This window comes from uncultured Sphingomonas sp., from assembly GCF_913777625.1.
Classification (GTDB): Bacteria; Pseudomonadota; Alphaproteobacteria; order Sphingomonadales; family Sphingomonadaceae; genus Sphingomonas.
Window position 1 is genome coordinate 20929 of sequence record NZ_CAJYTI010000031.1, and the last position, 24103, is coordinate 45031.

Genomic DNA, 24103 nt, shown 5'->3' on the forward strand with positions numbered 1-24103 from the left:
GCGGCTCAAGCTTAGCGGAAGCGGTCGAACCGCCCATCGGCGCGGCATTTGGCAATGCCGTCCTCGCGGGGCGGCGCCGGCGGGGTGCCGATCGCCGGCACGTCGAAACTTTGGCCGAGCGGATGGTCCGTGAACCGCGCCGGATCGGTGCCGCCACAGCGCAGCATCGCCGCCAGCATGTCCGGCGGAGTGCGATAGGCCTCCCAGGAGAGGCGGAAGGTACCCCAATGGATCGGCAGCGCCCAGGGACGGCCAAGCCCGTCCCACACCCGGACGGCATCGTGCGGCCCGATATGCGCGTCGGCGGCCATCTGCCCGGGCTTGAAGCGGAAGGCACCCACCGGAATCGCCGCAAAGCGCACCGGGCCCAGCGCCGCAGCTTCCGCGGGCCATTTCCCGTCGCCCCAGCCGGTATCGCCGGCGAAGAACAGGTTGCCGCCCGGCAGCGTCACCACGAAGCTCGACCAGAGCGCGCGGTTGCGATCGGCGAACCAGCGGCTGCTCCAGTGATGGTTGCGCGTCACGACCACGTCGATGCCGGGCCGCAGCGTCAGCCGCTGCCCCCAGTCGAGCCCGCGCGCCGGTACGCCCGCCTGGCCGATCACGCTGTCGTTGCCGAGCCCGGTGACGATCATCGGCCGGTCCCGCTGCCACAGCGCCTTCAGCGTCGCGAGATCCATGTGATCATAATGGTTGTGGCTGACGACGATCAGGTCGATCTTCGGCAGGTCTGCCAGCCGGACACCGGGCACGGCGACCCGCTTCGGCCCGAGACCGAACGGCCCGGCCACGTCGCTCCAGACGGGATCGGTGAGGATGTTGAGCCCTTCGGTCTGGATCAGCACGCTGGCATGGCCGATCCAGGTGGCCTTCATCGCTTGGCCCTCCACCTGCGCCGGCGGATGCCCCAGGGCCACGGCCACGCTGGCGGGCCATAGCGGCTGCTGCGTGGCGCTCGCCACCCGGTGGGCGAGGAACACGAAGGCGAGCGCCGGCGCGGGCGCCGTCTCGCCGTCGGGATTGGCGAAATGCTGCCCGTCGAAATGGCCGGTCTCCGCACCCCGATAATAGATGCGATCGAGAAACGGCGGCACCAGCGTGAGGAACAGGCACAGCGCCACCACGATCCAGAGCAGCGCGGCGATCAGCCAGCGCGCGAACGTCTTTGCCATCGCCATGCACCCTCTCTCGCAACCGCCCCGCCCTAGATCAACCCCGTCCGCCGGTGCACCCCAGTGCATTGACCCAAAGATATGTTGTGTATACACAACGAATCGCGCCAAGGATCCAATCGTTCCATGATCATTCACAACCGCATCGCGCTGTTTCGCGCCGAATCCGGCATGACCCGGCGGGCGCTGGCCGAGGCGGTGGAGGTGAACCCGCAGACGATCGGCTATCTAGAGCGCGGCGACTACAAGCCCAGCCTCGAACTGGCGATGCGCATCGCGCAGGTATTCGGCGTGCCGGTGGAACTGCTCTTTTCCTTCGAACCCTTCGAACCGGTGGCAGTTGCACTGCGCCGGGCAGGAGACGCGTGATGCGCTATGATTCGCGGGCGTGGACGGGCAACAGACGCGCGAGCCAGCGACGTCGGCGCTCGAGCCGCTGGGTGTTGGTCGCGGGCATCCTGATCGCCGCCGGATACGCAGTGGCGCGCATGTTCCCGCTGGTGGCGCCCGATACGCTTTGGGGTTTCGAAGCCGGGGTGCTGCTCCCCGTCATCCTCGGTGTCCGCATCTCGCCGTTCGGAAGGGACAGCTGGCTGACGCCGCGCGGGCTGTCCGTGTTCGACGAATGCGAGCGAGACCTGCTGCAACGCGCCTCCAGCTACAGCTATCGGGTTGTGCTGGCGCTGCTGCTCTGCGGCCTGGCCTGGCTTGCCTACGCCACCCGCTTCGGCGGCCCGGCGCCACGATCCTGGCAACAATGGGCGAGCCTCGCGATCGTCGTGACCGGCATCGGCGCGGCGCTGCCGGTGCTCTTCGCCGAATTCCTGGTCCCGTTGCCGCCCTTTGACGGGGAAGAGGAGGAGGAAGTAGCGTGAGCGGGTACATCTCCCCGGGGTTTCGATCCGGCGGTTCCATTTGGGGAATCCGGCGGCGGCGCAGTACGCGCTGGGTCGTGCTGGCGGCCATCTCGCTGATGCTAGTCTATGCCGGTGCGTGTCCGTGGGTCACGGACAAGGACGCCTATCTTCGGCTTCTAACGCCGTTTGTCCTTCTAATGACGATCGCAGTCAGCGCGTCGCCCTTCAGGATACAATCGAGGCGACGGGACGAGGCGGTCGTTTTCGACGAGTTCCAGCGCGATACGCTGCAACGCGCGACCATGCGCAGCTTTCAGGTCCTGTTGCTGCTGGTCGGACTCGTCTTCGGGTGGCTTTGCGTCGCGTCTTCCTTTCGCTGGCCGATGCCGGCCGCACCCCAGGACTGGTTCCTGTGGGGCGGCGCGATCCTGTACGCGGGCCTCCTGCTACCCATCCTCTTCGCCGAGTTCACGATACCGATGCCGCCCGAAGCCGAAGCCCAAGAGGATCTCATGCTGTGACCAACCGCTTCATCGCCACGCTGGACGAGCTTTCCCGCCGCACCGGCATTCCGGCACTTGCAGAAGGTCGGCCGCGTCGGCGCCGAATGCGATGGCTGCCCCTCCTTGCCCTGACGCTGGCCGCAACCGGCGTCGTCATCGAATTCCTTCTGTCGGGCAGACAATTCTACCTCGGCTACGCCTTGGTGATGGTCGGGTTCGTCGGAGGGGTGATGTTCCCGCTCTACGGGCCGGTAAAGCCCTGGGGCACGGCCGAGACCGTGGACGAATGGGATCGCGATCTGCGTCGCCGCGCCTTTCTGGTCACCTTTGCGAGCATGGCGGTGGCGGGGCTGATATTGTTCTGGGGCATCGCAGCCATCGCAGCCTTGCAAGGCTGGTCGGGCGCCGACCTGTCGTTGCGGGCGATGGGCTGCGCCTTCTTCCTGATGACGCTCTACAGCGCCGTCCCCACGCTCTACGCCAGTTGGGCGACGCGCCCGCTCGACCCGGCCGAGGAGGAGGCTTGATCCGTCGCGCGTCCTTCCCCTAGCTGCGCGGCATGACGCTGCCCCGGACGCCCTTAGACGCCGCCGCCGAACTCGCCCGCCTCGCCGCCGAGATCGCGCACCATAATCGTCGCTATCATGACGAGGACGCGCCGGAGATCAGCGACGCCGAGTTCGACGCGCTGGTCCGCCGCAATGCCGAGATCGAAGCGGCCTTCCCGGACCTTGTCCGCGCCGACTCCCCCTCGCGGCAGGTGGGCGCGACGCCCTCGGGCCCGCTCGCCAAGGTGGCGCATGCGCGGCCGATGTTCAGCCTCGACAACGGCTTTTCGGACGAGGACGCCGCCGACTTTCTCGGCCGCGTCCGCCGCTTCCTCAAGCTTGCCGACGATGCGCCCGTCGAACTCACCGCCGAGCCCAAGATCGACGGCCTGTCCTGCTCGCTGCGGTACGAACACGGCGTGCTGGTCCAGGCGCTCACCCGCGGCGACGGCCGGATCGGCGAGGACGTGACGCCGAACGTCCGCACCATCGCCGACATCCCCCAGCGCATCGCAGGCGCACCGGCGGTGTGCGAGGTTCGCGGCGAGGTCTATATGGCCAAGGCCGATTTCGCCGCGCTCAATGCCCGGCTGCTCGCCGAGGCCGAAGAGACCGGCAAGGAAGCACGTCAGTTCGCCAACCCGCGCAACGCTGCCGCCGGATCGCTGCGCCAGAAGGACGCCGCCGTCACGGCGACCCGTCCGCTGCGCTTTCTCGCCTGGGGCTGGGGTGAGCTGAGCGAACCGCTCGCCGACAAGCAGTATGAAGCGATCGACCGCATTCGCGCCTGGGGCTTCCCCGTCTCGGATCTGTTCGTTCGCGCGCCCACGCTGGCGGACGCGCTCGCCCAGTATCGCGCGATCGAGACGCGGCGCGCTGACCTGCCGTTCGACATCGACGGCGTGGTCTACAAGGTCGATCGGCTCGATTGGCAGGAGCGGCTCGGCTATGTCGGCCGTGCGCCGCGCTGGGGCCTGGCGCACAAATTCCCCGCCGAACGCGCCCAGACCACGCTGCAGGCGATCGATATCCAGGTCGGCCGTACCGGCAAGCTCACCCCCGTCGCGCGGCTGGAGCCGGTGACGGTGGGCGGCGTCATCGTCAGCAACGCGACGCTGCACAATGCCGACGAGATTGCCCGCCTCGGCGTGCGCCCGGGCGACCGCGTCGTACTCCAGCGCGCCGGCGACGTGATCCCGCAGATCGTCGAGAATCTCACCCGCGACGAGCCGCGGCCCGCGTGGCACTTCCCCAGGCACTGCCCGATCTGCGCATCGGAAGCGGTAGCCGAGGAAGGCGAGGTCGATGTCCGCTGCACCGGCGGGCTGATCTGCCCGGCACAGCGGCTGGAGCGGCTCAAGCATTTCGTCAGCCGCGGCGCGCTCGACATTGACGGGCTGGGCGAGAAGACGCTGATCGAGCTGCTCGATCTGGGCTGGATCGCCGAGCCTGCCGACATCTTCCGCCTCGCCCGGCACCGCGACCAGCTGGTCGGCCGGGAAGGCTGGCAGGAAAAGTCGGTCGACGGGCTGATGGCCGCGATCGAGGCGAAGCGCGCACCCGATGCGGCGCGACTGCTGTTCGGCCTGGGCATCCGCCATATCGGCGCGATCACCGCGCGCGACCTGCTCAAGCGCTACGTCACCCTGCCCGCGCTGGAAGCCCTGGCCGACGAGCTGATCGCGCTGCGCGAGGCGACTCCGCCGCAGCTCGGCGAAACCGAAGCGAAGCACCGCACCCGGCTCGACAAGGCGATCGCCGAGCGGATCGGGGTCGAGAATGTCGGCGCGGCGGTGGGCCATGCACTGGCCGACTTCTTCCACGAGCCGCACAATCGCGCGGCCTGGGCCGATCTGCTGGGCGAAGTCGCACCGCCGCCGTTCGTCGTCGAATCGCGCGACTCGGAGGTAACCGGCAAGACGCTGGTGTTCACCGGCACGCTGGAAGCGGTAAGCCGTGACGAGGCCAAGGCGCAGGCGGAACGGCTGGGCGCGCGTGTGTCCGGTTCGGTCTCCGCGAAAACCGATCTCGTGATCGCCGGCCCGGGTGCCGGATCGAAGCTGAAAAAGGCGGCGGATCTGGGAATCCGGGTGATCAGCGAGGCGGATTGGCTGGCCATCGTAAGCGCCTCCGAGTGATGCGTTTTTGCAACGCACCATCTTGGAACGTTAAGTAGGGATTGACTGTCACAATTCCGCAATCAAACCCAAGCAGGGGGGCAGCCGGAACAGATGGCGCGAGAAGCGCCGCGACTGGTAGCCACAGGCTCTAAAAGGGAACTCTAGATGCGAACCAACCTCTATGCGGGCGTGGCCGTTGCCGCCCTGCTTCTTCCGGCGAGCGCCTTTGCGCAGTCTTCGGGCTCCACCAGCTTCGAAGAGCCGAGCGAAATCGTCGTCACCGGCGCCCGCACGGTCAACGAATCGGTCGTCATCCCGGACGTTCCCAAGTCGCGCATCACCGTGGGCCGCGACCTCATCAGCCGCCAGCGCCCCGGCCAGACCGTCAACGACATCATCAACATGGTGCCGGGCGTCAGCTTCCAGAACAACGACGCGACCGGCGCGGCCGGCGGCACGTTCACGATCCGCGGCTTCGACAGCTCGCGCATCTCGCAGACGCTGGACGGCATTCCGCTGAACGACACCGGCAATTACGCGATCTATTCGAACCAGCAGCAGGACCCGGAAACGCTCGAGTCGATCAGCGTCAACCTCGGCACCACCGACGTCGACAGCCCGACCGCGTCGGCCGTGGGCGGCACCGTCAACATCCGCACCCGCGTTCCCTCCGAGCAGTTCGGTGCGATGCTCTCGGGCACCTATGGCGATTACATCGGTGAAGGCGGCAACATGCACCGCCCGATCTACCGCATGTTCGGCATGATCGACACCGGCGACATCGCCCATACCGGCATCCGCGCCTTCTTCTCGGGCTCGAGCACCGAAGCGAACCAGCCGTTCAACAACTACGGCAAGCTGAAGAAGCAGCAGTACAACGCCCGTATCTACAAGAGCCTGGGCGACAATGGCGACTTCGTCTCGGTTGCCGGCCAGTACAACGAAAACCGCAACAACTTCTTCGGCTCGGTGCCGCTGCGTACCGACGGCTCCGCAAGCTACGCGCTCGTCAACGGCGTGGTGACGCCCACCGGCACCCGCATCGTCGGCCCGAACACCGCGAACCGCTATCCGGTGACCCGCAGCGAGCGCTTCTACAACATCAACTATCCGTGCACGCTGAATGCGACCGCGCGCCCCGGCGTCGCCGACGTGCTGGCGGCAGCCCCTGCCGCGCCGACCGCCGGCGCCAGCTGCGGCCAGGAGTTCGATCGCCGCTACAACCCGTCGAACACCGGCAGTGTCCGCTTCGGTTCGCGCTTCACGCTGACCGAGAAGCTGATCTTCACCTTCGACGCCAGCTACCAGTACACCAAGGCCAATGGCGGCGGCACGGTCAGCCTGCTCGAAGGCTGCGGCAACCTGGGCAGCACCACCAACCGCGCCTGCACCGCCAGCAGCGTGCAGGGCGTGATCAACACCACCGGCAACACCGGCAACGGCTCGCCCGGCGGCTTCGGCTATTATGTCGGCCGTGACCTGAACGGCGACGGCGACACGCTCGACACGATCCTCGGCATCGCACCGAGCCAGACCCAGACCCGCCGCTTCGGTGCGGTCGCCGGTCTCGCCTACGAGCTGAACGAAAACAACCGCATCCGCCTGAACTACACGCTGGACTACGGCAAGCACCGCCAGACCGGCGAAGCCGGCCTCGTCCAGGCCAATGGCGAACCGTTCGATGTCTTCCCGGTCAACAACCCCGTTCTCGACGTCAACGGCAACCCGATCGAGAAGCGCAACCGTCGCTCGAAGGCGATCCTGAACCAGGTGTCGGCGGAATATCGCGGCCAGTTCTTCGACGAGGCGCTGACCGTGAACGTGGGCGTCCGCGCACCGTTCTTCCGTCGCGAACTGAACCAGCTCTGCTTCACGGTCCAGGCCAACGGCAACGTCGCCTGCCTCGCGCAGAATCAGGTCGCTGCCTACGCCGCGGCCAACCCCTACACCTACTTCGCGCCGGGTACGGCCACGGTGGGCAGCGTGAACCGTCCGACCACCGGCTCGTGCGCCAACCTCAAGAACGCCTGCGTCATCGGCTTCGCGCCGCCGCAGGCCCGGACGCTGAACTACAACCGCGCGCTGCCGAACATCGGTGCGACCTACAAGTTCGGCAACGGCTACAGCGTCTATGCCAGCTATGCGAAGGGCCTCTCGGTCCCGAGCACGGACAACCTGTACAACTCGTTCTACTATCCGAAGGGCAGTTCGCAGGCGACGCCGAAGCCGGAGACGACCGACTCGTTCGACCTGGGCTTCCGCTACAACACCAGCAAGGTGCAGGCGCAGCTGTCGGGCTGGTACACCCAGTTCCAGAACCGCACCGTCTCGGTCTACGACATCGAGAGCGACACCAGCGTGTATCGCAACCTCGGCACGGTCGATAAGTATGGCGCCGAAGCTTCGGTTCAGTACACCCCGATCCGTCGCCTCAATCTCTATGCGTTCGCTTCGTATCTGCACTCGCGGATCCGCGACAACATCGAGGCAGGCCAGTTCTCGACCACCGCGAACGGCGTGACCACCTACACGACCAACTACTTCCAGACGAAGGGCAAGCGCGAAGGCGGTTCGCCGACCTGGACGTTCGGTGGCCGCGCGCAGGGCACTATCGGCCTGTTCGACCTGGGCGTGCAGGGCAAGTACACCGGCGCGCGCTTCGTCAATGACGAGAACCTGCCGGTCTATGCCTGCGCGGGCTCGCTCGTCGGCGGCCTCTGCCCGGATGCGTCGCAGGTGAAGATCTATGGCGCCCGCATCCCGTCCTACGTCACCGTGGACGTCGATGTGCGCTTCAACCTGGGCAAGCTGATCAACAACAACAAGACCTTCTTCCAGGTCAACGTCAGCAACCTTTTCGACGAGTTCTACGTCGGCGGCCTCAGCGGCTCGAGCGGCTTCGTCGGCCTGCCGAACCGCTACTCGATCGGCAACGCCATCATCGGCACGCCGCGTTCGATCACCGGCTCGCTCGTCGTCGCCTTCTAAGTCGACCGACGAATACCGAAACAAGCCGCCGTCCCGGGCAACCGGGGCGGCGGTTTGCTTTTGTGCCGGCCTTTGCCCCCGGCGCCCGCCGATGGTAGAGGCGCGCTGTGGCAAAGACTTCGCTTCCGCTCCCGCGCGTCAAGACGTTGGGCCTTTCCAAGCCCGACCTGTTTTCCCGTCCCTTCTTCGAAGACAAGGGCCGCGCCTTCTGGATCCTCCAGGCCACCGGCTGGAGCGGCTATCTGCTGCTGCGCTCGGTTTCATCGATTTCGAACGGCTTGTCCGTCGAAGGCCTGATCAAGGCGATCATCGAAGCGATCGTCGGCTATTGCCTCACCCTGCTGCTGTCCGCGCTCTACGGCTTTTACCGCCGGCTGCCGCGCATTCCTGCCGTGCTGCTCACCCTCGCCACGCTGGGCGTGGCGACCCTGCTGTACGCGGCGCTGGAGGCCTTCACCTATTCGTTCAACGCGGCCGAGCCCGGGATCACCGTGGCGCGCGTGATCGGCGCCAGCTTCCTCACCTTCACGGTGCTGGCCGGCTGGTCGGCGCTGTATTTCGGGATCAACTTCTACCTGATCGTCGAGCAGCAGATCGACCGGATGCAGATCCTGGAGAACCAGGCCTCCAGCGCCCAGCTGGCGATGCTGCGCTACCAGCTCAATCCGCATTTCCTGTTCAACACGCTCAACTCGATCTCGACGCTGGTGCTGCTCAAGCAGACCGAACGGGCGAACATCATGCTGTCCCGCCTGTCCTCGTTCCTGCGCTACACGCTGGCCAACGAGCCCACCGCGCACGTGACGCTGGCGCAGGAGATTGAGACGCTGAAGCTCTATCTCGAGATCGAGAAGATGCGCTTCGACGACCGCCTGCGGATGCATTTCGACCTCGATCCACGCGTCGCCAAGGGGCGGCTGCCGTCGCTGCTGCTCCAGCCGCTGGTCGAAAATGCCATCAAATATGCAGTGAGTACGCAGGAAGAGGGGGCCGACATCATCGTTTCGGCTCGGCTCACCGGCGATAGGGTGCAGATCGCCGTGTCCGATACGGGTCCGGGATTGATCGAAGCGCGTCCCCGGCCGACGCTTTCCACTGGCGTGGGGCTCGCCAATATACGGGAGCGGTTGGCACAGGCCTTCGGGCCTGACCATCGTTTCGAGACGCGAACGAAACCCGGGGAAGGTTTCAGCGTTGAGATCGAGATACCGTTCCAGCTTGAGGAACCGAACCGAGAGGCCGCATGACCATCCGTACCATCCTCGTCGACGACGAATCCCTGGCGATCCAGGGACTCGAGCTCCGGCTCCAGGAGCATGAGGATGTCGAAATTATCGACAAATGCTCCAATGGCCGCGAAGCCATCCGATCGATCAAGACGCACAAGCCCGACCTCGTTTTCCTCGACATCCAGATGCCGGGGTTTGACGGGTTCTCGGTGATCCAGGGCCTGATGGAGGTCGAACCGCCGCTGTTCGTCTTCGTCACTGCCTATTCCGACCACGCCATCCGCGCCTTCGAAGCGCAGGCGGTGGACTATCTGATGAAGCCGGTCGAACCGGCCCGTCTCGCCGACACGCTCGACCGCGTCCGCCAGCGCCTCGCCGAGAAGCGCGGCGTCGAGGAAGTGGAGAAGCTGAAGGAAGTGCTGGCCGAAGTCGCGCCGGATGCGGTCGACGACATCGCCACGGGCGACGGCGGCGAGCCGGCAGCGAACCGCTTCGAGAAGCTCATCAACATCAAGGATCGCGGCCAGATCTTCCGCGTCGACGTCGACACGATCGAGCGGATCGACGCGGCCGGCGACTACATGGTGATCTACACCGGCGAGAATAACCTGGTGCTGCGCGAGACGATGAAGGACCTGGAAAAGCGGCTCGACCCGCGCCGGTTCCAGCGCGTGCATCGCTCGACGATCGTCAATCTCGACCTGGTGCGCCAGGTAAAGCCGCACACCAATGGCGAGTGTTTCCTGGTGCTCGAATCGGGCGCGCAGGTGAAGGTCTCGCGCTCCTATCGCGACGTGGTGGCGCGCTTCGTCCACTGACCCTCTCGCCATCCCCGCACGAGGGCGGGGGGACAGCAAAGCAAAGGGCCTCGTCCGGCAGGACGAGGCCTTTTCTCTACCCGGTCCGGCCGATCAGAACCCGGCAGACAAGGTCAGGAACCACTGGCGCGGCGCATTCGGATAGACCGAATAGCTGTTGGTCGCCGAGCCGACCGAGATCGTCGACCAGCCGCCCACATCCGCCAGGTTGGTGACGTTGAGGCTCAGCTCCGCCTTCTTCAGCCGCACCATCTCCGCCGGCAGCTTGGCGGCGATGCGCAGCGACGTGAGGAAGTAGGACTTCACGCTGGTGTCGTTGGTGTAGGTCGCGTAGCGGCGGCCGACATAGTCGCCGGTCACCTGCGCCTCGAACGCGCCGAGCGACAGCGTCGCGACCGACTTGTTCATCCACTTCGGCGAGCCCGGCACCTGCTTGCCGCAGGTCGGCACCACGCCGCCGCTCACGACATAGCCGCCGATGCAGCCCGGCACCGCCGCGCCGATGCCCAGCGCCGTCGAGCTATAGTCGCTCTGATAGGTCGAGCTGTTGTACGAGGTGGCGTTGTACAGCGACAGCGCGCGGCCGAAGTGCAGCGTGAAGGCGGCGTCGACGCCGTCGGTGTGCACGCTGCCGACGTTCACCAGGATCGAGGTGCCGCCGGTGATCGCACCGCCGGCGATGCCGCCCGGGTTGGTGCTGATCGCCAGCAGGCGGTTGCTGAAGGTGACGTGGTAATAGTTCACCTGCGCGTCGAGCCCGCTCAGGAAGCCGTCGAAGCTGCGGTGCGTGCGCGCGCCGGCTTCGTAGGTCCAGCTGGTTTCCGGCTTGCCCTGCTGGGCGAAGGCGTCGAAGGCCGACTGGCTGCCGGTGAACCAGGGCGAAAGCGAACCGCCGCCCAGATAGGCCATATACTGGTGCAGGTTCTTCTGGACGTTGAAGTAGAGCTGCTCATGACCGTTCAGGTCGTAGGTCGCGCCCAGCGAGGGCAGGAACCAGTTCTTGGTGTTGATCCGGCCGCTCGGCAGGTTGCCGGTCAGCCCGGAGAGCGAGCCGAGCTTCGGCTGCACCGGGAACCACCCGTTCGCCCATTGCGCGCTGGTCTTCACCCCGGCTTCGACGCGCAGCTTCTCGTTGACCTTCCAGGCATCCTGCAGGTGGAGCTGGAGCACGTTGACGCGCGCCTCGCCCTGATACTGGGTGAACAGCGGGTTGGACGGGCGGATATAGGGGCTGCTCGACGCCGGATTGTTGACGTCCAGGCCGTACCAGCGGCGCCACTGCGTCGCGCTGTTGTGCTCGAACCAGGCGCCGAGCTGAACCTGATGCGCGCCGAAATCGAGGTCGAGGTTCGAGATGCCGCCCTCGCGATCGATGCGATATTCGGTGGTGCGCGTCACCAGGCCCGAGCCGCCGGTCGCCGCGACGAGCGCTGCCGAGGCGTTGGCGTTGGCCTTGTACTTGGGGCCGGTGGCATAGTTCGGATCGAGATAGGCCTGGATCACCGTGATCGACTGTCCGAGCGGTCCCGCAACGACGCCGACGCCGTCGTTATGATGGTAATAGGCCGTGTTGGACCAGGTCGCACGGTCGCCGAGCTTGGCGTCGTAGCGGGCATAGGTCAGATAGTCGGTGCGCTGCGCATCCGAATAATAGTTGCGGTAGTTGCCGCCGTTCGACGCGGGGGTGTTGCCGAACGCGTCCATATAGGCGCGCATGCCGGTGAGGTCGGCATAATAGAAGGGGCGGGTGCGCGGGGTGTAGAGCTGCGCTGCCGTTGCGGTGCCACCAGCCGAGGGCTTGAAGAAGGTGGTTGCGTCCTCGTTCGGCTCCTTCTTGTCCGAATAGTCGAAGAACACGGTCAGCTTGCCCGCGGCGTTATCGTGGACGAACTTGCCGTTCGCCTGCCAGCCGCCCTGGATGCCGTTGAAGTCCCAGGCACGCGCACGCTGGCGCACGCCGGACACATAGGCGCTGTTCTCGCCACCGGGTCCGAAGGCGCCGCTGTCGAGGCGGAGATAGGTGCGCGAGGTGCCGTAGCTGCCCACCGTCTGATTGAAGGTACCGCCCATCGTCTTGGCCGGGTCGGCCGAGAAGGTCTCGACCGTGCCGCCCAGATTGCTGGTGGACGGCGTGCCGAGATCGCCGGCGCCGGTGGTCACCACGACGCGGCCGACATTCTCCGAGATCACCGCGCGCTGCGGCGAGAGGCCGTTGTAATTCCCGTAGCTCTGGTCGCCCAGCGGCACCCCGTCCATCGTGTAGCCGAGCTGCTGGAAGTTGAAGCCGTGGATGAAGATCTGGGCGTTCTGCTCGTTGTTCCCCCAGGGATCGGCGGTGATGTAGAGCACGCCGGGCAGCGTCTGGATCGCCTTGAGCGGCGAGACGCCGGGAAGGATCTTTTGGATCTCCTCCGCCGAGATCGCGGTGGCCGAGCGGGTGGTCTTGGCGGTGACGACGATGGTCCCGGCGGTGTCCTCCGTGCTGCCGGTATCGGCATCGGCGGCGACCTTGGCGGTCTCCTGCGCCTGCGCCGGAAGCGCGGCAGCGGCGGTAAGGAACGCGGCGACGGAAACGGTCGCGCGGAGTGCGGTGTGGAATTTCATGACGGACCCCCCAGGTCTCGCGGGTGTTGCGGTTGCGAACGCGCCGCTACGGCCGACATGTTTCAGTTCGGGGGCGTTTCGATAAAACTGGCGTGACGTTGCTCTTTTGCGTCGGTTACCGTTCGCAGCGGCACTAGACCCCGCCGGGCTCGTCCATCGCCCGCGGCGGCCCCGCGGTGTCGGTGCCGTAGCGCGGCATCAGCCAGTGGCCGAGCAGCAGCACCGGCTCCAGCACCGCCATGCCGATCAGCACGGCGAGCAGCCGCTCGATGCCGGGCGTCACATCGCCATCGGCATAGCTGTCCGGCACCAGCATCACGAGCACGGCCAACGTGAACTGCGTGCCGACATAGCGATAGCTGTGCGGCCCGTTCTCGATGGCGCGCCCGATCGCCACGCCGATCGCGGTACCCGCGATCAGGATCGGCGCATGCCCCTGCGCGAGGAGCAGACACAGGGCCGCCATCGCCGCGCCGGCAAGGCACCCGACGAAGCGCTGCGCCAACCGGACGCTCACCGGTATCAGCCCACCGCGGCCCAGCCCCTGGGTGGGCACGAGCATCACCGCCATCACGCCCACCGCGCTCTGCGCCAGCGCCGGCAGGGCGAACGCGCGCGCCACCCCGATCAGGAGCGCGAGCGCGATCCCTGCCTGCGCCGCATGGGCGAACGCCGCGGGATGCCACAGCGCTTCCGGTGGCGGGGGCGTGCGCTCGGCCGGCCAGCGCCGTCGGACGGTCAGCGTCGAGACGATGCTGACCGCCATGCAGGAAACCGTACCCGCCACCGTCTCCAGGATGCGGGTGAGCACGAACCGGTCGAGCGCGGTGGCCGGCGTCTCGATCTTGTCGAGCAGCACCATCGCGAAGGTGAGGCCGAAGAACAGCCAGGCATAGGATCGCCGGGCGGTGAGCGCGCGGTAGAGGCTCAGCGTGCCCACCACCAGCAGTGCCACCGCGCTGCCGGCCCAGCTGGCGGCGACCAGCGGCGCCAGTCCGAGAGCGAGCAGCCCGCCCGCCACCGTGCCGACGATTCGCAGCAGCCCGCGCAGCACCGTCTCGCTGGCATGGCCGCGCATCACCATATAGCCGGCGAACGCCGCCCAGGCGACATTGTCGCCGCCGATCGCGTGCGCCACCAGGATCGCCAGCAACACCGAGGCCACGCACTCGCCGGCGTCGACCGTGCGCGGGCTGATCCGTGCAAGCAAGGCGTTCCAGGCGGCGCGGGCGTTCATCTCATCCGAACAGCGCGGCGAGGAAGTTGGTCATCGCCTGCCAGCTGCGACGGTCCGCCTTGGGCTCGAACGCGACCTTGGGGTTCGGACCCTGCTTGCGGCTGACATCGGTGAAGGCATGGCCGGCATGGCCATAGGCATGGAGCTGCCAGTCGGCGCCGGCCTCGGTCAGTTCCCGGGCCAGCGCAACGGTCGCCTCGGGCGGGGCGATCGGATCCTCCCAGCCATGGCAGACCAGCAGCTGGGCGGTGATCGGCGAGACGCTGGCATAGTCTGGCCGGTCATAGACACCGTGGAACGAGACGCCGCCCAGGATCGGCAGCCCGGCACGCGCCATGTCGAGCACGCACTTGCCGCCGAAGCAGAAGCCGATCGCCGCCGTGCGCCCGGCATCGGCCTGCGCCAGCCCGGTGAGCGCCGCGAGCGACGCCTCCAGCCGCGTCCGCAGCAACGTGCGATCGGCATTGAGCTCGGCCATGTAGCGACCCATGTCCGGATCGCTCAGCGTCGTGCGCTTGCCCTGGCCATAGACGTCCGCGACCAGCGCGACATAGCCGAGCGCCGCCAGCGCATCGGCCTTCACATTGTCCTCCTCCTTCTGGCCGAGGATGTTGGGGAGGACCAGCACCGCGGGGCGCGGCCCCGATACCGCATCGTCCCATGCCGCCACGCCCTCGAACGGGCCACCCGGGCCCTCATAGACCAGCGTCTGCCGAACCACCGCCATGCTTGTCGTCTCCTGCGCTTGTCCCTGTCGGCCCTTTCGCTAAGGACGGCGACGCGCAGTTACAAGGAGAACGCCCATGCCCACCCTCGTCCTGATCCGCCACGGCCAGTCGGCCTGGAACCTGGAAAACCGCTTCACCGGCTGGTGGGACGTCGACCTGACCGAGCAGGGCGTGCGCGAGGCGACCGCCGCCGGCACGCTGATGAAGGAAAAGGGCCTCGACTTCGACCAGTGCTTCACCAGCTTCCAGAGCCGCGCGATCAAGACGCTGCACCTGGCGCTGGAGGCGATGAACCGCCTGTGGCTGCCCGAAGAAAAGGACTGGCGCCTCAACGAGCGCCATTATGGCGGCCTGACCGGCCTCGACAAGGCGGAGACCGCAGCCAAGCATGGCGACGAGCAGGTGAAGATCTGGCGCCGCAGCTTCGACGTGCCGCCGCCGCTCCCCGAGGCCGGCTCGCCCTGGGACCTGACCAAGGACCCACGCTATGCCGGCATCCCGATTCCGCAGACCGAGAGCCTGAAGGACACGATCGCCCGCGTGCTGCCCTATTGGGAACGGCGGATCGCGCCGGAACTCAAGGCCGGCAAGCGCGTGCTGATCGCCGCGCACGGCAACTCGCTGCGCGCGCTGGTGAAGCACCTGTCCGGCATCGCCGACGAGGACATCGTCAGCCTGGAAATCCCGACCGGCCAGCCGATCGTGTACCAGCTCGACGACGAGCTGAAGGAAATCGAGCGCTACTATCTGAGCGAGCGGTGAGTTCTGTCCTTAAGCCCCTCCCCTGAAGGGGAGGGGCTAAGGCTGCGCAGCGCGTTCAGCCTGCCGCCGCCTCGCCGCGCCCGACCCGATCGATCAGCTCATACACCGCCCGCGCGTTCGGGATGCGCAGGAACTGCGGCACCGAGTCAAAGGTAGGCTGCCAAACGGCGAAGTTGCCGCCCTGCAGCAGCCCCCCGCCCGATCCGAAGCGGAGCGTGCCACTACCGTCCGATCGCTCGTGCAGATCCAACATCGGCAAGGCGTTGATAGTGACAGAGCGCAATCCCGATTTCCCGCGCAGGATCAGCACGCGCTTGTTGGTGACGGCGTAGCGCAGCGTGCGGCGGATAGCGATGTCGAGCAAGAAGCGTCCCACCGTCGCGTAAACGCCTATGACGAGAAAGAGGCCGGAAATCATGACCGCGGGTCCGGGCACTTCCGCAAGTCCGTCCTGAAAGAGCATCGATGCAGGAAAGCCCGCCCACACAAGGGAGAAGGGCACCAGGAAGATATCAATCGGCCGGAACATCAGCCCCGTATAGGGCCGCCCTTCCCAAAGCAGTTGCTCCCCCGGCAGGCGGACCCGCTCAAACGCTTCCATACGTCCCCCAACCAACGACGCCTTCGCGCGCCAGCCGACCTCCTATCCGCCGGTTTGCGCGCCGGCGCCATATCAAACCCGCCTCACCGCCCGCGCGGCCCCAGATCCGCCGGGATCGTCGCCCGGTACGCCGGCGCCACCCGCGCCTTGCTCGCCTGCTCATACGCATAGCCCGCGCGCAGCAGCAGCCCGTCCGAATAGGCCGTGCCGATGAACGAGAGGCCTGCCGGCAGCCCGTTCACCAGCCCCATCGGCACCGTGAGGTGCGGATAGCCGGATACCGCCGGCAGCTCGCTCGCCGAGGGGCCGACGAACTGGTCGCCATGCGCCGGGTCGCTCAACCACGGCGTGCCATAGGTGGGCGTCACCAGTACCTCGGCGCCCGCCGCCTTGAGCATCGCATCGATGCCCTCCGGTCCGGCGAGCCGCTGCGACTTGGCCCGCGCCGCCTTGTAGTCGGGATCGTCGAGGCCCTTGGTGGCCTCGGCCTTGACGAAGGTTTCCTGGCCGAAGAACGCCAGCTCGTCGGCCATGTGGGCCTTGTTGAAGGCGATCACGTCGGCCAGCGTCCGCACCTTCACCGCCGCCGGCGTGGTGGCGAGATACGCGGCGAGATCGGCCTTAAGCTCGGTATAGAGTACCAGACCCTCGGCTTCGCCCAGCCCGTCGAGCTTGGGCACCTTCACCTCGACCAGCGTCGCGCCGGCCCCGCGCAGCGCGTCCAGCGCCTTGTCGAACCGGGCGGCGAGATCGTCCGCCATCTCCGGCCGCCAATAGCCGATGCGCATGCCCTTCAGCGCATCGGCCGCGAGGCCCTGCGCATAGTCCTTGCGATACGCATTTGCGCCCTTGGTCGCGGGATCGGCGGGATCCTCGCCGACCATCGCCGAGAAGAGCAGCGCCACGTCCGCCACGCTGCGCCCCATCGGCCCCGGCGTATCCTGGCTGTGGCTGATCGGCACGACGTGCGTGCGGCTCACCAGCCCGAGCGTCGGCTTGAGGCCGACCAGCCCGTTCATCACCGAGGGGCACACCACCGAACCATCGGTCTCGGTGCCGACCGCGACCGCCGCGAAGCTCGCCGCGGCCGCCGCCCCCGACCCGCTCGACGAGCCGCAGGAGGTGCGATCGAGCGCATAGGGGTTGCGCACCAGCCCACCGACCGCGCTCCACCCGCTCATCGAATGATCGGAGCGGATATTGGCCCATTCGCTGAGATTGGTCTTGCCGAGGATAACCGCGCCGCCCGCACGCAGCTGCGCCACCACCGGCGCGTCGCGGCCGGTGCGGTTGTCCTTGAGCGCCAGGCTGCCGGCGGTGGTCGGCAGCTCCTTCGTCTCGATATTGTCCTTGATCAGCACCGGCACGCCATCGAGCGGGCCGAGCGGCTTGCCGGCCTTGCGGCGTGCGTCGCTGGCACGTGCCTGGGCGAGCGCGTCGGGGCTGACCGCGATCACCGAGCGCAGCGTCGGGCCCTTCTGGTCCATCGCCGCGATGCGGGCGAGATAAGCGGCGGTCACTGCCGCGCTGCTCGTCTTGCCGGAAGCCAGATCGGCGGCGATCCGCGTCGCCGGCACCTCGTCCACCTGCACCTGCGCCACTGCCGGACCGGCAATGACAAGCGCCAGCATCGCAACACCCCAAATCCGCATCGCAGCCCCCTTTTGTCTGGTTTGGCAGCAGCCTAACGTGACACCGGACAAGCGCAATCCTGCCCCGATTGACATAGGGCAAGATCGGTCGGGCGGGCCGCACCACCGCCGCATAGGAAGGCGTCGCCACGGAGGAACTGATGCAGACGCCGCTCGCCCGCTACCATGCCCGGATGCAGCGCGTGCTCGACCATGTCGACACGCATGCCGAGGACGATCTCGACCTGGAGACGCTGGCGGGTGTCGCGGCGTTTTCGAAGCATCATTTCCACCGCCAGTTCAGCGCGCTGTTCGGCCTGTCGGTGCATCGCTACGTCCAGCTCGTGCGGATGAAGCGGGCCTCTTATCGCCTCGCCTATCGGCCCGGCGAGCCGATCACCGGCATCGCGCTCGACGCCGGCTATGAAGCGCCCGAGGCCTTCGCCCGGGCCTTCCGCCAGCGCTTCGGCCAGGCGCCCTCGCAGTTCCGCGCGGCGCCGGACTGGCAGCCCTGGCACGCGGCGCTCGCGCCGCTCACCCAAGCAAGGAGCCAGACGATGCAGACCCGATTCACCGCAGACCAGGTGACCCTTCTAGACTTCCCCGCCACCCCGGTAGCCTTCCTCACCCACCGCGGCGATCACGCCCATCTCGGCGACACGATCCGCCGCTTCATCACCTGGCGCAAGACGACCGGCCACCGCCCGCCGGCCAGCGCCACCTTCACCATCTTCCACACCGACCCGCGCACCACGCCGCCCGAAGACTATCGGCTCGACCTGTGCGCCGGTGTGGCGCATCCGGTTGCAGACGCCGCCCGCGACATCGAACCCGGCCTGATCCCGGCAAGCCGCTGCGCGATGCTGCGGGTGGTGGGCCAAGCCGACGATCTCGAGCCCGCCGCGCTGTTCCTCTACCGCGAATGGCTGCCCGAAAGCGGTGAGGAACCCGGCGACTTCCCGCTCTTCGCCAGGCGCGTCGCCTTCTTTCCCGACGTGCCCGAGCATGAATCGGTGACCGAGCTGTATCTGCCGCTCCGGTAGCCCCCATGGTGCAGCTTGCGCCGCCACGCCCACCAGCGGTTGTGGCGGGGGTGATTCATCCCCCAAAATTTATTTGCAGTTCCACGTTCGTTCCCTTGCCTTTTCCGGAGGCAAGGGAAGACCGCGCGTCGCGGCTTTTTGCACGCGCCCGCCCTGCCATGAGCCGAGTCATTTCAGCGATGAGCCGTTGCATTCCAGCTTCATTTGGGCTCTTGTGCCCGGACTCGGATTGGCACAATCTGTAGTGGTCGCACCAAGGGGCAAGCCCAAGCACTGGTAACCTATCGTCCGCATCTCCATATGCGGCCTAGGCAGACTCGTGCCGGGCACCGGGCCGATGGACACTTTTTGTTCTCGCGCAAACCCGGCTGGTGCTACGCTCTGTATCGTGCCCCGAGTCGGTTGTTGCGTGCAGCAGGAAGACAGGGGTCCGAGTAATGGAATTCAGGGATAGTGAGAACAGCGTGAACGAGACCGCCACCATCGAAGCCGCCCCCGCCAGCAAGGCGCTCGACAGCAAGGCGATCGTGCCGCAGCCCTATCCGGTCGAAGTCGATCATGCGCGCGACGCGCTGCTCACGGATTTCGGCAAGGAGACGCTGAAGGACCGCTATCTCCTTCCCGGCGAAAGCTATCAGGACCTGTTCGTCCGCGTCGCCTCGGCCTATGCCGACGACCAGGCGCACGCCCAGCGCCTGTACGATTACATCTCCAAGCTGTGGTTCATGCCGGCGACGCCGGTGCTGTCGAACGGCGGCACGGGCCGCGGCCTGCCGATCAGCTGCTATCTGAACTCGGTGCCGGACAGCCTGGACGGCATCGTCCAGACCTGGAACGAGAATGTCTGGCTCGCCTCGCGCGGCGGCGGCATCGGCACCTATTGGGGCAGCGTGCGCGGCATCGGCGAGCCGGTCGGCCTCAACGGCAAGACCAGCGGCATCATCCCCTTCGTCCGCGTGATGGATTCGCTGACGCTGGCGATCTCGCAGGGCTCGCTGCGCCGCGGTTCGGCCGCCTGCTATCTCGACATCTCGCACCCGGAGATCGAGGAGTTCCTCGAGATCCGCAAGCCGTCGGGCGACTTCAACCGCAAGGCGCTCAACCTGCACCACGGCGTGCTGATCCCCGATGCGTTCATGGAAGCGGTGCGCGACGGCCGCGAATGGCAGCTCAAGAGCCCGAAGGACGGCTCGGTCCGCGCCACGGTCGATGCGCGCGCGCTGTTCCAGAAGCTGGTCGAGACCCGCCTCGCCACCGGCGAGCCCTACATCGTGTTCTCGGATCACGTGAACTCGACCATGCCGAAGCACCACCGCGATCTGGGCCTCAAGGTATCGACCTCGAACCTGTGCTCGGAAATCACGCTGCCCACCGGCCGCGACCATCTCGGCAATGATCGCACCGCGGTGTGCTGCCTCTCCTCGCTCAACCTCGAAACCTGGGACGAGTGGAACAAGGACAAGCTGTTCATCGAGGACGTGATGCGCTTCCTCGACAATGTGCTGACCGACTATATCGAGCGCGCGCCCGACGAGATGGCCCGTGCCCGCTATTCGGCGGCGCGCGAGCGTTCGGTCGGCCTCGGCGTGATGGGCTTCCACAGCTTCCTTCAGGCGCGCGGCATCCCGTTCGAAGGCGCGATGGCGAAGAGCTGGAACCTGCGCATCTTCAAGCATGTCAGCGCGCAGGTGAACGAAGCCTCGATGGCGCTCGCCGTCGAGCGCGGGCCCTGCCCGGATGCGGCCGACATGGGCGTGATGGAGCGCTTCAGCTGCAAGATGGCGATCGCGCCGACCGCGTCGATCTCGATCATCTGCGGCGGCACCAGCGCCTGCATCGAGCCGATCCCGGCGAACATCTACACCCACAAGACGCTTAGCGGCTCCTTCTCGGTGCGCAATCCGTATCTGGAGAAGCTGCTCCGCGAGAAGTCGAAGAATTCCGATGCGGTGTGGAATTCGATCCTCGAGCAGGGCGGCTCGGTCCAGCACCTCGACTTCCTGACGCCGGAAGAGAAGGACACGTACAAGACCAGCTTCGAGATCGACCAGCGCTGGATCCTCGAACTGGCGGGCGATCGCGCGCCGTTCATCGACCAGGCGCAGTCGCTCAACCTGTTCATCCCGGCCGACGTGGAAAAGTGGGACCTGCTGATGCTCCACTTCCGCGCCTGGGAACTGGGCATCAAGTCGCTCTACTATCTGCGCTCGAAGTCGGTGCAGCGCGCCGGGTTCGCCGGCGGGGTCGAGGCCGACAACACGATCGAAAAGCCCAAGTTCGATCTGGGCGAGTCGACCGATTACGACGAATGCCTGGCGTGCCAGTGATCTCGGCAGCGGCCGCTAGTCGGTCGCCCGTCTGACGATCTCACGCCCTCCCCGTCCGCCGGACCGGGAGGGCGTATTGCATCGGGGGCTGCACAAAGGGGCAGGTTCACCGCCAACCGTTGAACCCGACCCTTGAATATCAGTAGCTTAGCAAAATTCCGCCGACTTCCCCTAGGGACGGGGGTGGCAACGCCAAGATGATTCCACGGTTTTCTCCAAACCTGATCCAGGTTGAGGAGATTGATCGTGCCCGTTTCAAAATTGCTGATTGCCGCTCTTGGCGGCCTCGTCGTTGCCGCAACGCCGGTCTCGGCCTTCGCCCAATCGAAAATGGTCGGCGGCGCCGAGATGGTCGCCAGCAAGACGATCGTCGAAAACGCCGCGCAGTCGGCGGATCACACCACGCTGGTGGCGGCAGTGAAGGCGGCGGGTCTGGTCGACACGCTGAACGGCAAGGGCCCGTTCACCGTGTTCGCACCGACCAATGCCGCATTCGCCATGCTGCCCGCCGGCACCGTCGACACGCTGCTGAAGCCCGAGAACAAGGCGACGCTGACCAGCATCCTCACCTACCATGTCGTGCCGGGCAAGGTCACCGCGACCCAGCTGATCGGCAAGATCAAGGCCGGCGGCGGCACCGCGATACTGAAGACGGTGCAGGGCGAGACGCTGAAGGCCAGCCTGTCGGGCGGCAACGTCGTGCTCACCGATGCCAAGGGCGGCCAGGCCATGGTGACGATCGCCGACGTGCCGCAGTCAAACGGCGTGGTGCACGTGGTCGATCACGTGCTGATGCCCTGATCCAAGGCGATGGTGAAAGGAGGATAGCGACATGCAGAAGCTGGAACGACGCAAGCGGCTGGCCCTGAAATGGGGTGCGCTTCTCTTCGTGCTCTTCTGGATCGCGGTGATCGCGTTTCGTATCTCGCTGATGGCGTCGGATACACCGAATTCCTGGTCCTTCACCTGACATGCCGCGCCGGGGGAGGCAAAGCTTCTCCCGGCGCACCGCGTGCAAAACCGTTCTACCATATCTGGGGGCAGATGGCTGGCCACAGCCTCTAGATGTCGGATTATCCACAGCCAAAACTTGCGCCGGTACCGCTATTTCGGTGGCGCGGCGCGGGCGATTTCGATAGGGTTGGCGACCTGGAATTGGTAGCGCCGAAACGCGGCGCCTGCACAGATTAAGGTATCGCTGAAAGCCTGTCATGCGCCCGCATCGTATCGATCTTCGCGCTCCGGGCGCCCTGTCCTCGACGATGGTGGGATCACGGCGTCGGGCGCGCAGCATCGTGCGCGCGGCCGGCCGCACCCGGCAATGCGGGGGAAGCAGAGGCTCCCCCCGCCGCCCGGTGTCAGGCTTCTTCTTCGAACAGTTCGGCCGCGACGTCGGCGTTGGCCGACAGGCGGACCTTGTCGCCCTCGACTTCGGCGACCAGGCCGCCGGAGAGATAGTGGTGGTGCCCTTCATGGCTGCCCTCGGCGCCTTCGATCTGCGCGCCCGAGTCCTTCTTGGTCAGCTTGATGCGGTCGCCATCGACATGGTCGACGGTGCCGACATGGACGCCGTCGGCGCCGATGACTTCCATATGCTCCTTGATTGCGCTCAGATCTGCCATGGGTCTTCTCCTGCTAGGGGTTCGCGCACCGAACGCACGCGCAGCCCAATCGATGCACATTGCACCAAGGGACGTCTGCCATACGCAGGGATAGCTGCATGAAGATCCGCACTGCCGTGACCCTTGCCGCCCTCGCCCTGCTCGCCGCCTGCGCGCACCAGGCGCCGAGCGCGGTGCAGCCGCAGGCCCCGGGCTTCCTGCTCGGGCTGTGGCACGGCTTCATCTTTCCGGTCGCCTGGGGGCTGTCGCTGCTCTTCCCGGACGTCGCCGTCTATGCGGTGCCGAACAATGGCGGCTGGTATGATTTCGGCTTCTTCATCGGCGTGGTGTTCTTAGGCGTCGGCGCGCAGGGTGGCCGCAAGGTCGTCTATCGCGAGCGCATCGTCGTGCGCGATGGCATGAAGACCGTCCGCGGACGGGTGATCGACCAATGACGCGCACGCTCGCCCTTCAGGCCGGCCTCGGCATCGCCTCGGGCACGGCAGGACTGATCGTCCTCCTCCGCCCCTCGGCGGCGCGTAGGCTGCTGCGCATCGAGGCCAGCGAGCCGGCGACCTATGCGCTGCGCATCGCCGGCATGATGCTGGTCGCGCTCGGCCTGTTCCTCACCGGCTTCGCGCTGACCTTTGCGAGTGCGGGAGGAGTGGCGTGAGCGGCTTCTTCCGCAATCCTCCCCTGCAAGGGGAGGTGGCAGGCCGCAGGCCTGACGGAGGGGTGTCCCCGCTGGGGGTGTCTGCCTTCGTCCCCGGCCGCGATACCCCTCCACCGCCCTCTGGGCGGTCCCCCTCCCCCTCGGGGGGGGGGGGGGGGATCTCAGTTTTCCCGTTTCTACCGAATCTAACGAATACCTGCCGGAGTACCCCAGATGTCGCTTCTCGAAGCCCGCAAGACCTACAAGCCCTTCGAATATCCCTGGGCCTATGAATATTGGAAGCGCCAGCAGCAGGTCCACTGGCTGCCGGAAGAGGTGCCGCTGGGCGAGGATTGCCGCGACTGGGCGCAGAAGCTGTCGGATCACGAGCGCAACCTGCTCACCCAGATCTTCCGCTTCTTCACCCAGGCCGACGTGGAAGTGCAGGATTGCTACCACGAGAAATACGGCCGCGTGTTCAAGCCGACCGAGGTGAAGATGATGCTCACCGCCTTCTCCAACATGGAGACGGTGCACATCGCGGCGTACAGCCACCTGCTCGACACGATCGGCATGCCCGAGAGCGAATATGGCGCCTTCCTCGAATATGCCGAGATGAAGGACAAGCACGACTATCTGCAGAAGTTCGGCGTCGACAATGACGAGGATATCGCGCGCACGC

General features: G+C 66.5%; 23 protein-coding genes. 16 read left to right on the plus strand and 7 right to left on the minus strand.

The window, feature by feature from the left end; translation table 11 throughout:
- Positions 1-11 precede the first annotated feature (11 nt).
- A complete protein-coding gene (locus tag QZ814_RS15455) occupies positions 12-1178 on the minus strand; it encodes an MBL fold metallo-hydrolase (RefSeq protein ID WP_294333993.1) in 1167 nt (388 codons plus the stop codon).
- A gap of 120 nt (positions 1179-1298) precedes the next feature.
- Between QZ814_RS15455 and QZ814_RS15460 the strand changes: the two genes are divergently transcribed.
- The 8 genes from QZ814_RS15460 (at position 1299) to QZ814_RS15495 (ending at position 10235) form a co-directional block, all read left to right on the plus strand.
- Positions 1299-1541 (plus strand): helix-turn-helix transcriptional regulator, encoded by a 243-nt coding sequence (locus tag QZ814_RS15460; protein ID WP_294333995.1) that lies wholly within the window; start codon positions 1299-1301, stop codon positions 1539-1541.
- Positions 1541-2047, plus strand: a complete 507-nt coding sequence (locus tag QZ814_RS15465; protein ID WP_294333999.1) for a hypothetical protein — start codon at positions 1541-1543, stop codon at positions 2045-2047. Before QZ814_RS15460 ends, QZ814_RS15465 begins: the two co-directional genes overlap by 1 nt.
- Positions 2044-2550, plus strand: a complete 507-nt coding sequence (locus QZ814_RS15470; protein WP_294334002.1) for a hypothetical protein — start codon at positions 2044-2046, stop codon at positions 2548-2550. Before QZ814_RS15465 ends, QZ814_RS15470 begins: the two co-directional genes overlap by 4 nt.
- Positions 2547-3059, plus strand: coding sequence for a hypothetical protein (locus QZ814_RS15475; protein WP_294334004.1), 513 nt, complete (start codon positions 2547-2549; stop codon positions 3057-3059). The genes QZ814_RS15470 and QZ814_RS15475 overlap by 4 nt, the downstream gene beginning before the upstream one ends.
- Positions 3060-3091: 32 nt before the next feature.
- Positions 3092-5218, plus strand: coding sequence for an NAD-dependent DNA ligase LigA (gene ligA, locus QZ814_RS15480; RefSeq protein ID WP_294334005.1), 2127 nt, complete (start codon positions 3092-3094; stop codon positions 5216-5218).
- 147 nt (positions 5219-5365) lie between these two features.
- Positions 5366-8188, plus strand: a complete 2823-nt coding sequence (locus QZ814_RS15485) for a TonB-dependent receptor (RefSeq protein ID WP_294334008.1) — start codon at positions 5366-5368, stop codon at positions 8186-8188.
- 107 nt (positions 8189-8295) lie between these two features.
- On the plus strand, positions 8296-9435 hold the full coding sequence (locus QZ814_RS15490) for a histidine kinase (protein WP_294334010.1): 1140 nt from the start codon (positions 8296-8298) through the stop codon (positions 9433-9435).
- Positions 9432-10235: a LytTR family DNA-binding domain-containing protein gene (locus QZ814_RS15495; RefSeq protein WP_294334012.1), complete on the plus strand. Its 804-nt coding sequence runs from the start codon at positions 9432-9434 to the stop codon at positions 10233-10235. The genes QZ814_RS15490 and QZ814_RS15495 overlap by 4 nt, the downstream gene beginning before the upstream one ends.
- 93 nt (positions 10236-10328) lie before the next feature.
- Here the strand turns inward: QZ814_RS15495 and QZ814_RS15500 are convergent, their stop codons facing one another.
- The 3 genes from QZ814_RS15500 to QZ814_RS15510 all read right to left on the minus strand — a co-directional run bounded on the left by QZ814_RS15500 (position 10329) and on the right by QZ814_RS15510 (position 14803).
- Positions 10329-12839: a TonB-dependent receptor plug domain-containing protein gene (locus QZ814_RS15500; protein ID WP_294334015.1), complete on the minus strand. Its 2511-nt coding sequence runs from the start codon at positions 12837-12839 to the stop codon at positions 10329-10331.
- Positions 12840-12972: 133 nt separating this feature from the next.
- Positions 12973-14076: an FUSC family protein gene (locus QZ814_RS15505; protein WP_294334018.1), complete on the minus strand. Its 1104-nt coding sequence runs from the start codon at positions 14074-14076 to the stop codon at positions 12973-12975.
- 1 nt (position 14077) lies between these two features.
- Positions 14078-14803: a dienelactone hydrolase family protein gene (locus QZ814_RS15510; RefSeq protein ID WP_294334020.1), complete on the minus strand. Its 726-nt coding sequence runs from the start codon at positions 14801-14803 to the stop codon at positions 14078-14080.
- Positions 14804-14879: 76 nt separating this feature from the next.
- On the opposite strand from QZ814_RS15510, the gene gpmA reads away from it, so the two are divergent.
- A complete protein-coding gene (gene gpmA, locus QZ814_RS15515) occupies positions 14880-15566 on the plus strand; it encodes a 2,3-diphosphoglycerate-dependent phosphoglycerate mutase (RefSeq protein WP_294334022.1) in 687 nt (228 codons plus the stop codon).
- A gap of 55 nt (positions 15567-15621) precedes the next feature.
- Here gpmA and QZ814_RS15520 read toward each other — a convergent pair whose 3' ends face one another.
- Positions 15622-16167 carry a hypothetical protein gene (locus tag QZ814_RS15520; RefSeq protein ID WP_294334024.1) on the minus strand — a complete coding sequence of 182 codons (546 nt, stop codon included), beginning with the start codon at positions 16165-16167 and terminating at the stop codon, positions 15622-15624.
- A gap of 83 nt (positions 16168-16250) precedes the next feature.
- On the minus strand, positions 16251-17819 hold the full coding sequence (locus QZ814_RS15525) for an amidase (RefSeq protein WP_294334025.1): 1569 nt from the start codon (positions 17817-17819) through the stop codon (positions 16251-16253).
- A 140-nt stretch (positions 17820-17959) separates the two neighbouring features.
- Between QZ814_RS15525 and QZ814_RS15530 the strand changes: the two genes are divergently transcribed.
- The 4 genes from QZ814_RS15530 (at position 17960) to QZ814_RS15545 (ending at position 22138) form a co-directional block, all read left to right on the plus strand.
- Entirely contained in the window at positions 17960-18841 is an 882-nt protein-coding gene (locus QZ814_RS15530) for an AraC family transcriptional regulator (protein WP_294334028.1), read from the plus strand.
- A gap of 437 nt (positions 18842-19278) precedes the next feature.
- Positions 19279-21168 carry a ribonucleoside-diphosphate reductase subunit alpha gene (locus QZ814_RS15535; RefSeq protein WP_294334032.1) on the plus strand — a complete coding sequence of 630 codons (1890 nt, stop codon included), beginning with the start codon at positions 19279-19281 and terminating at the stop codon, positions 21166-21168.
- A gap of 246 nt (positions 21169-21414) precedes the next feature.
- Positions 21415-21969, plus strand: coding sequence for a fasciclin domain-containing protein (locus QZ814_RS15540; protein ID WP_294334035.1), 555 nt, complete (start codon positions 21415-21417; stop codon positions 21967-21969).
- Positions 21970-22000: 31 nt separating this feature from the next.
- On the plus strand, positions 22001-22138 hold the full coding sequence (locus QZ814_RS15545) for a hypothetical protein (protein WP_294334038.1): 138 nt from the start codon (positions 22001-22003) through the stop codon (positions 22136-22138).
- A 388-nt stretch (positions 22139-22526) separates the two neighbouring features.
- On the opposite strand, the gene QZ814_RS15550 is transcribed toward QZ814_RS15545, so the two are convergent.
- Entirely contained in the window at positions 22527-22790 is a 264-nt protein-coding gene (locus tag QZ814_RS15550; RefSeq protein ID WP_294334042.1) for a DUF2171 domain-containing protein, read from the minus strand.
- Between the two features lie 98 nt (positions 22791-22888).
- Here QZ814_RS15550 and QZ814_RS15555 point away from each other — a divergent pair, with 98 nt between their 5' ends.
- The 3 genes from QZ814_RS15555 to QZ814_RS15565 form a co-directional block, all read left to right on the plus strand.
- Positions 22889-23224 (plus strand): hypothetical protein, encoded by a 336-nt coding sequence (locus tag QZ814_RS15555; protein ID WP_294334045.1) that lies wholly within the window; start codon positions 22889-22891, stop codon positions 23222-23224.
- Entirely contained in the window at positions 23221-23442 is a 222-nt protein-coding gene (locus tag QZ814_RS15560; RefSeq protein WP_294334048.1) for a hypothetical protein, read from the plus strand. The genes QZ814_RS15555 and QZ814_RS15560 overlap by 4 nt, the downstream gene beginning before the upstream one ends.
- 213 nt (positions 23443-23655) lie before the next feature.
- Positions 23656-24103, plus strand: a 448-nt coding sequence (locus QZ814_RS15565; protein WP_294334052.1) for a ribonucleotide-diphosphate reductase subunit beta, incomplete at its 3' end; no start/stop codon positions are given.

What these genes read in the sequence shown, in the direction of transcription:
- QZ814_RS15485 (WP_294334008.1), top strand. Translation starts at nt 5,366, where the DNA reads ATGCGAACCAACCTCTATGCGGGCGTGGCCGTTGCCGCCCTGCTTCTT.
- QZ814_RS15535 (WP_294334032.1), top strand. Translation starts at nt 19,279, where the DNA reads ATGGAATTCAGGGATAGTGAGAACAGCGTGAACGAGACCGCCACCATC.
- ligA (WP_294334005.1), top strand. Translation starts at nt 3,092, where the DNA reads ATGACGCTGCCCCGGACGCCCTTAGACGCCGCCGCCGAACTCGCCCGC.
- QZ814_RS15455 (WP_294333993.1), bottom strand. Translation starts at nt 1,178, where the DNA reads ATGGCGATGGCAAAGACGTTCGCGCGCTGGCTGATCGCCGCGCTGCTC.
- QZ814_RS15505 (WP_294334018.1), bottom strand. Translation starts at nt 14,076, where the DNA reads ATGAACGCCCGCGCCGCCTGGAACGCCTTGCTTGCACGGATCAGCCCG.
- gpmA (WP_294334022.1), top strand. Translation starts at nt 14,880, where the DNA reads ATGCCCACCCTCGTCCTGATCCGCCACGGCCAGTCGGCCTGGAACCTG.
- QZ814_RS15500 (WP_294334015.1), bottom strand. Translation starts at nt 12,839, where the DNA reads ATGAAATTCCACACCGCACTCCGCGCGACCGTTTCCGTCGCCGCGTTC.
- QZ814_RS15510 (WP_294334020.1), bottom strand. Translation starts at nt 14,803, where the DNA reads ATGGCGGTGGTTCGGCAGACGCTGGTCTATGAGGGCCCGGGTGGCCCG.
- QZ814_RS15460 (WP_294333995.1), top strand. Translation starts at nt 1,299, where the DNA reads ATGATCATTCACAACCGCATCGCGCTGTTTCGCGCCGAATCCGGCATG.
- QZ814_RS15495 (WP_294334012.1), top strand. Translation starts at nt 9,432, where the DNA reads ATGACCATCCGTACCATCCTCGTCGACGACGAATCCCTGGCGATCCAG.
- QZ814_RS15560 (WP_294334048.1), top strand. Translation starts at nt 23,221, where the DNA reads ATGACGCGCACGCTCGCCCTTCAGGCCGGCCTCGGCATCGCCTCGGGC.
- QZ814_RS15555 (WP_294334045.1), top strand. Translation starts at nt 22,889, where the DNA reads ATGAAGATCCGCACTGCCGTGACCCTTGCCGCCCTCGCCCTGCTCGCC.
- QZ814_RS15530 (WP_294334028.1), top strand. Translation starts at nt 17,960, where the DNA reads ATGCAGACGCCGCTCGCCCGCTACCATGCCCGGATGCAGCGCGTGCTC.
- QZ814_RS15465 (WP_294333999.1), top strand. Translation starts at nt 1,541, where the DNA reads ATGCGCTATGATTCGCGGGCGTGGACGGGCAACAGACGCGCGAGCCAG.
- QZ814_RS15525 (WP_294334025.1), bottom strand. Translation starts at nt 17,819, where the DNA reads ATGCGGATTTGGGGTGTTGCGATGCTGGCGCTTGTCATTGCCGGTCCG.
- QZ814_RS15545 (WP_294334038.1), top strand. Translation starts at nt 22,001, where the DNA reads ATGCAGAAGCTGGAACGACGCAAGCGGCTGGCCCTGAAATGGGGTGCG.
- QZ814_RS15550 (WP_294334042.1), bottom strand. Translation starts at nt 22,790, where the DNA reads ATGGCAGATCTGAGCGCAATCAAGGAGCATATGGAAGTCATCGGCGCC.
- QZ814_RS15520 (WP_294334024.1), bottom strand. Translation starts at nt 16,167, where the DNA reads ATGGAAGCGTTTGAGCGGGTCCGCCTGCCGGGGGAGCAACTGCTTTGG.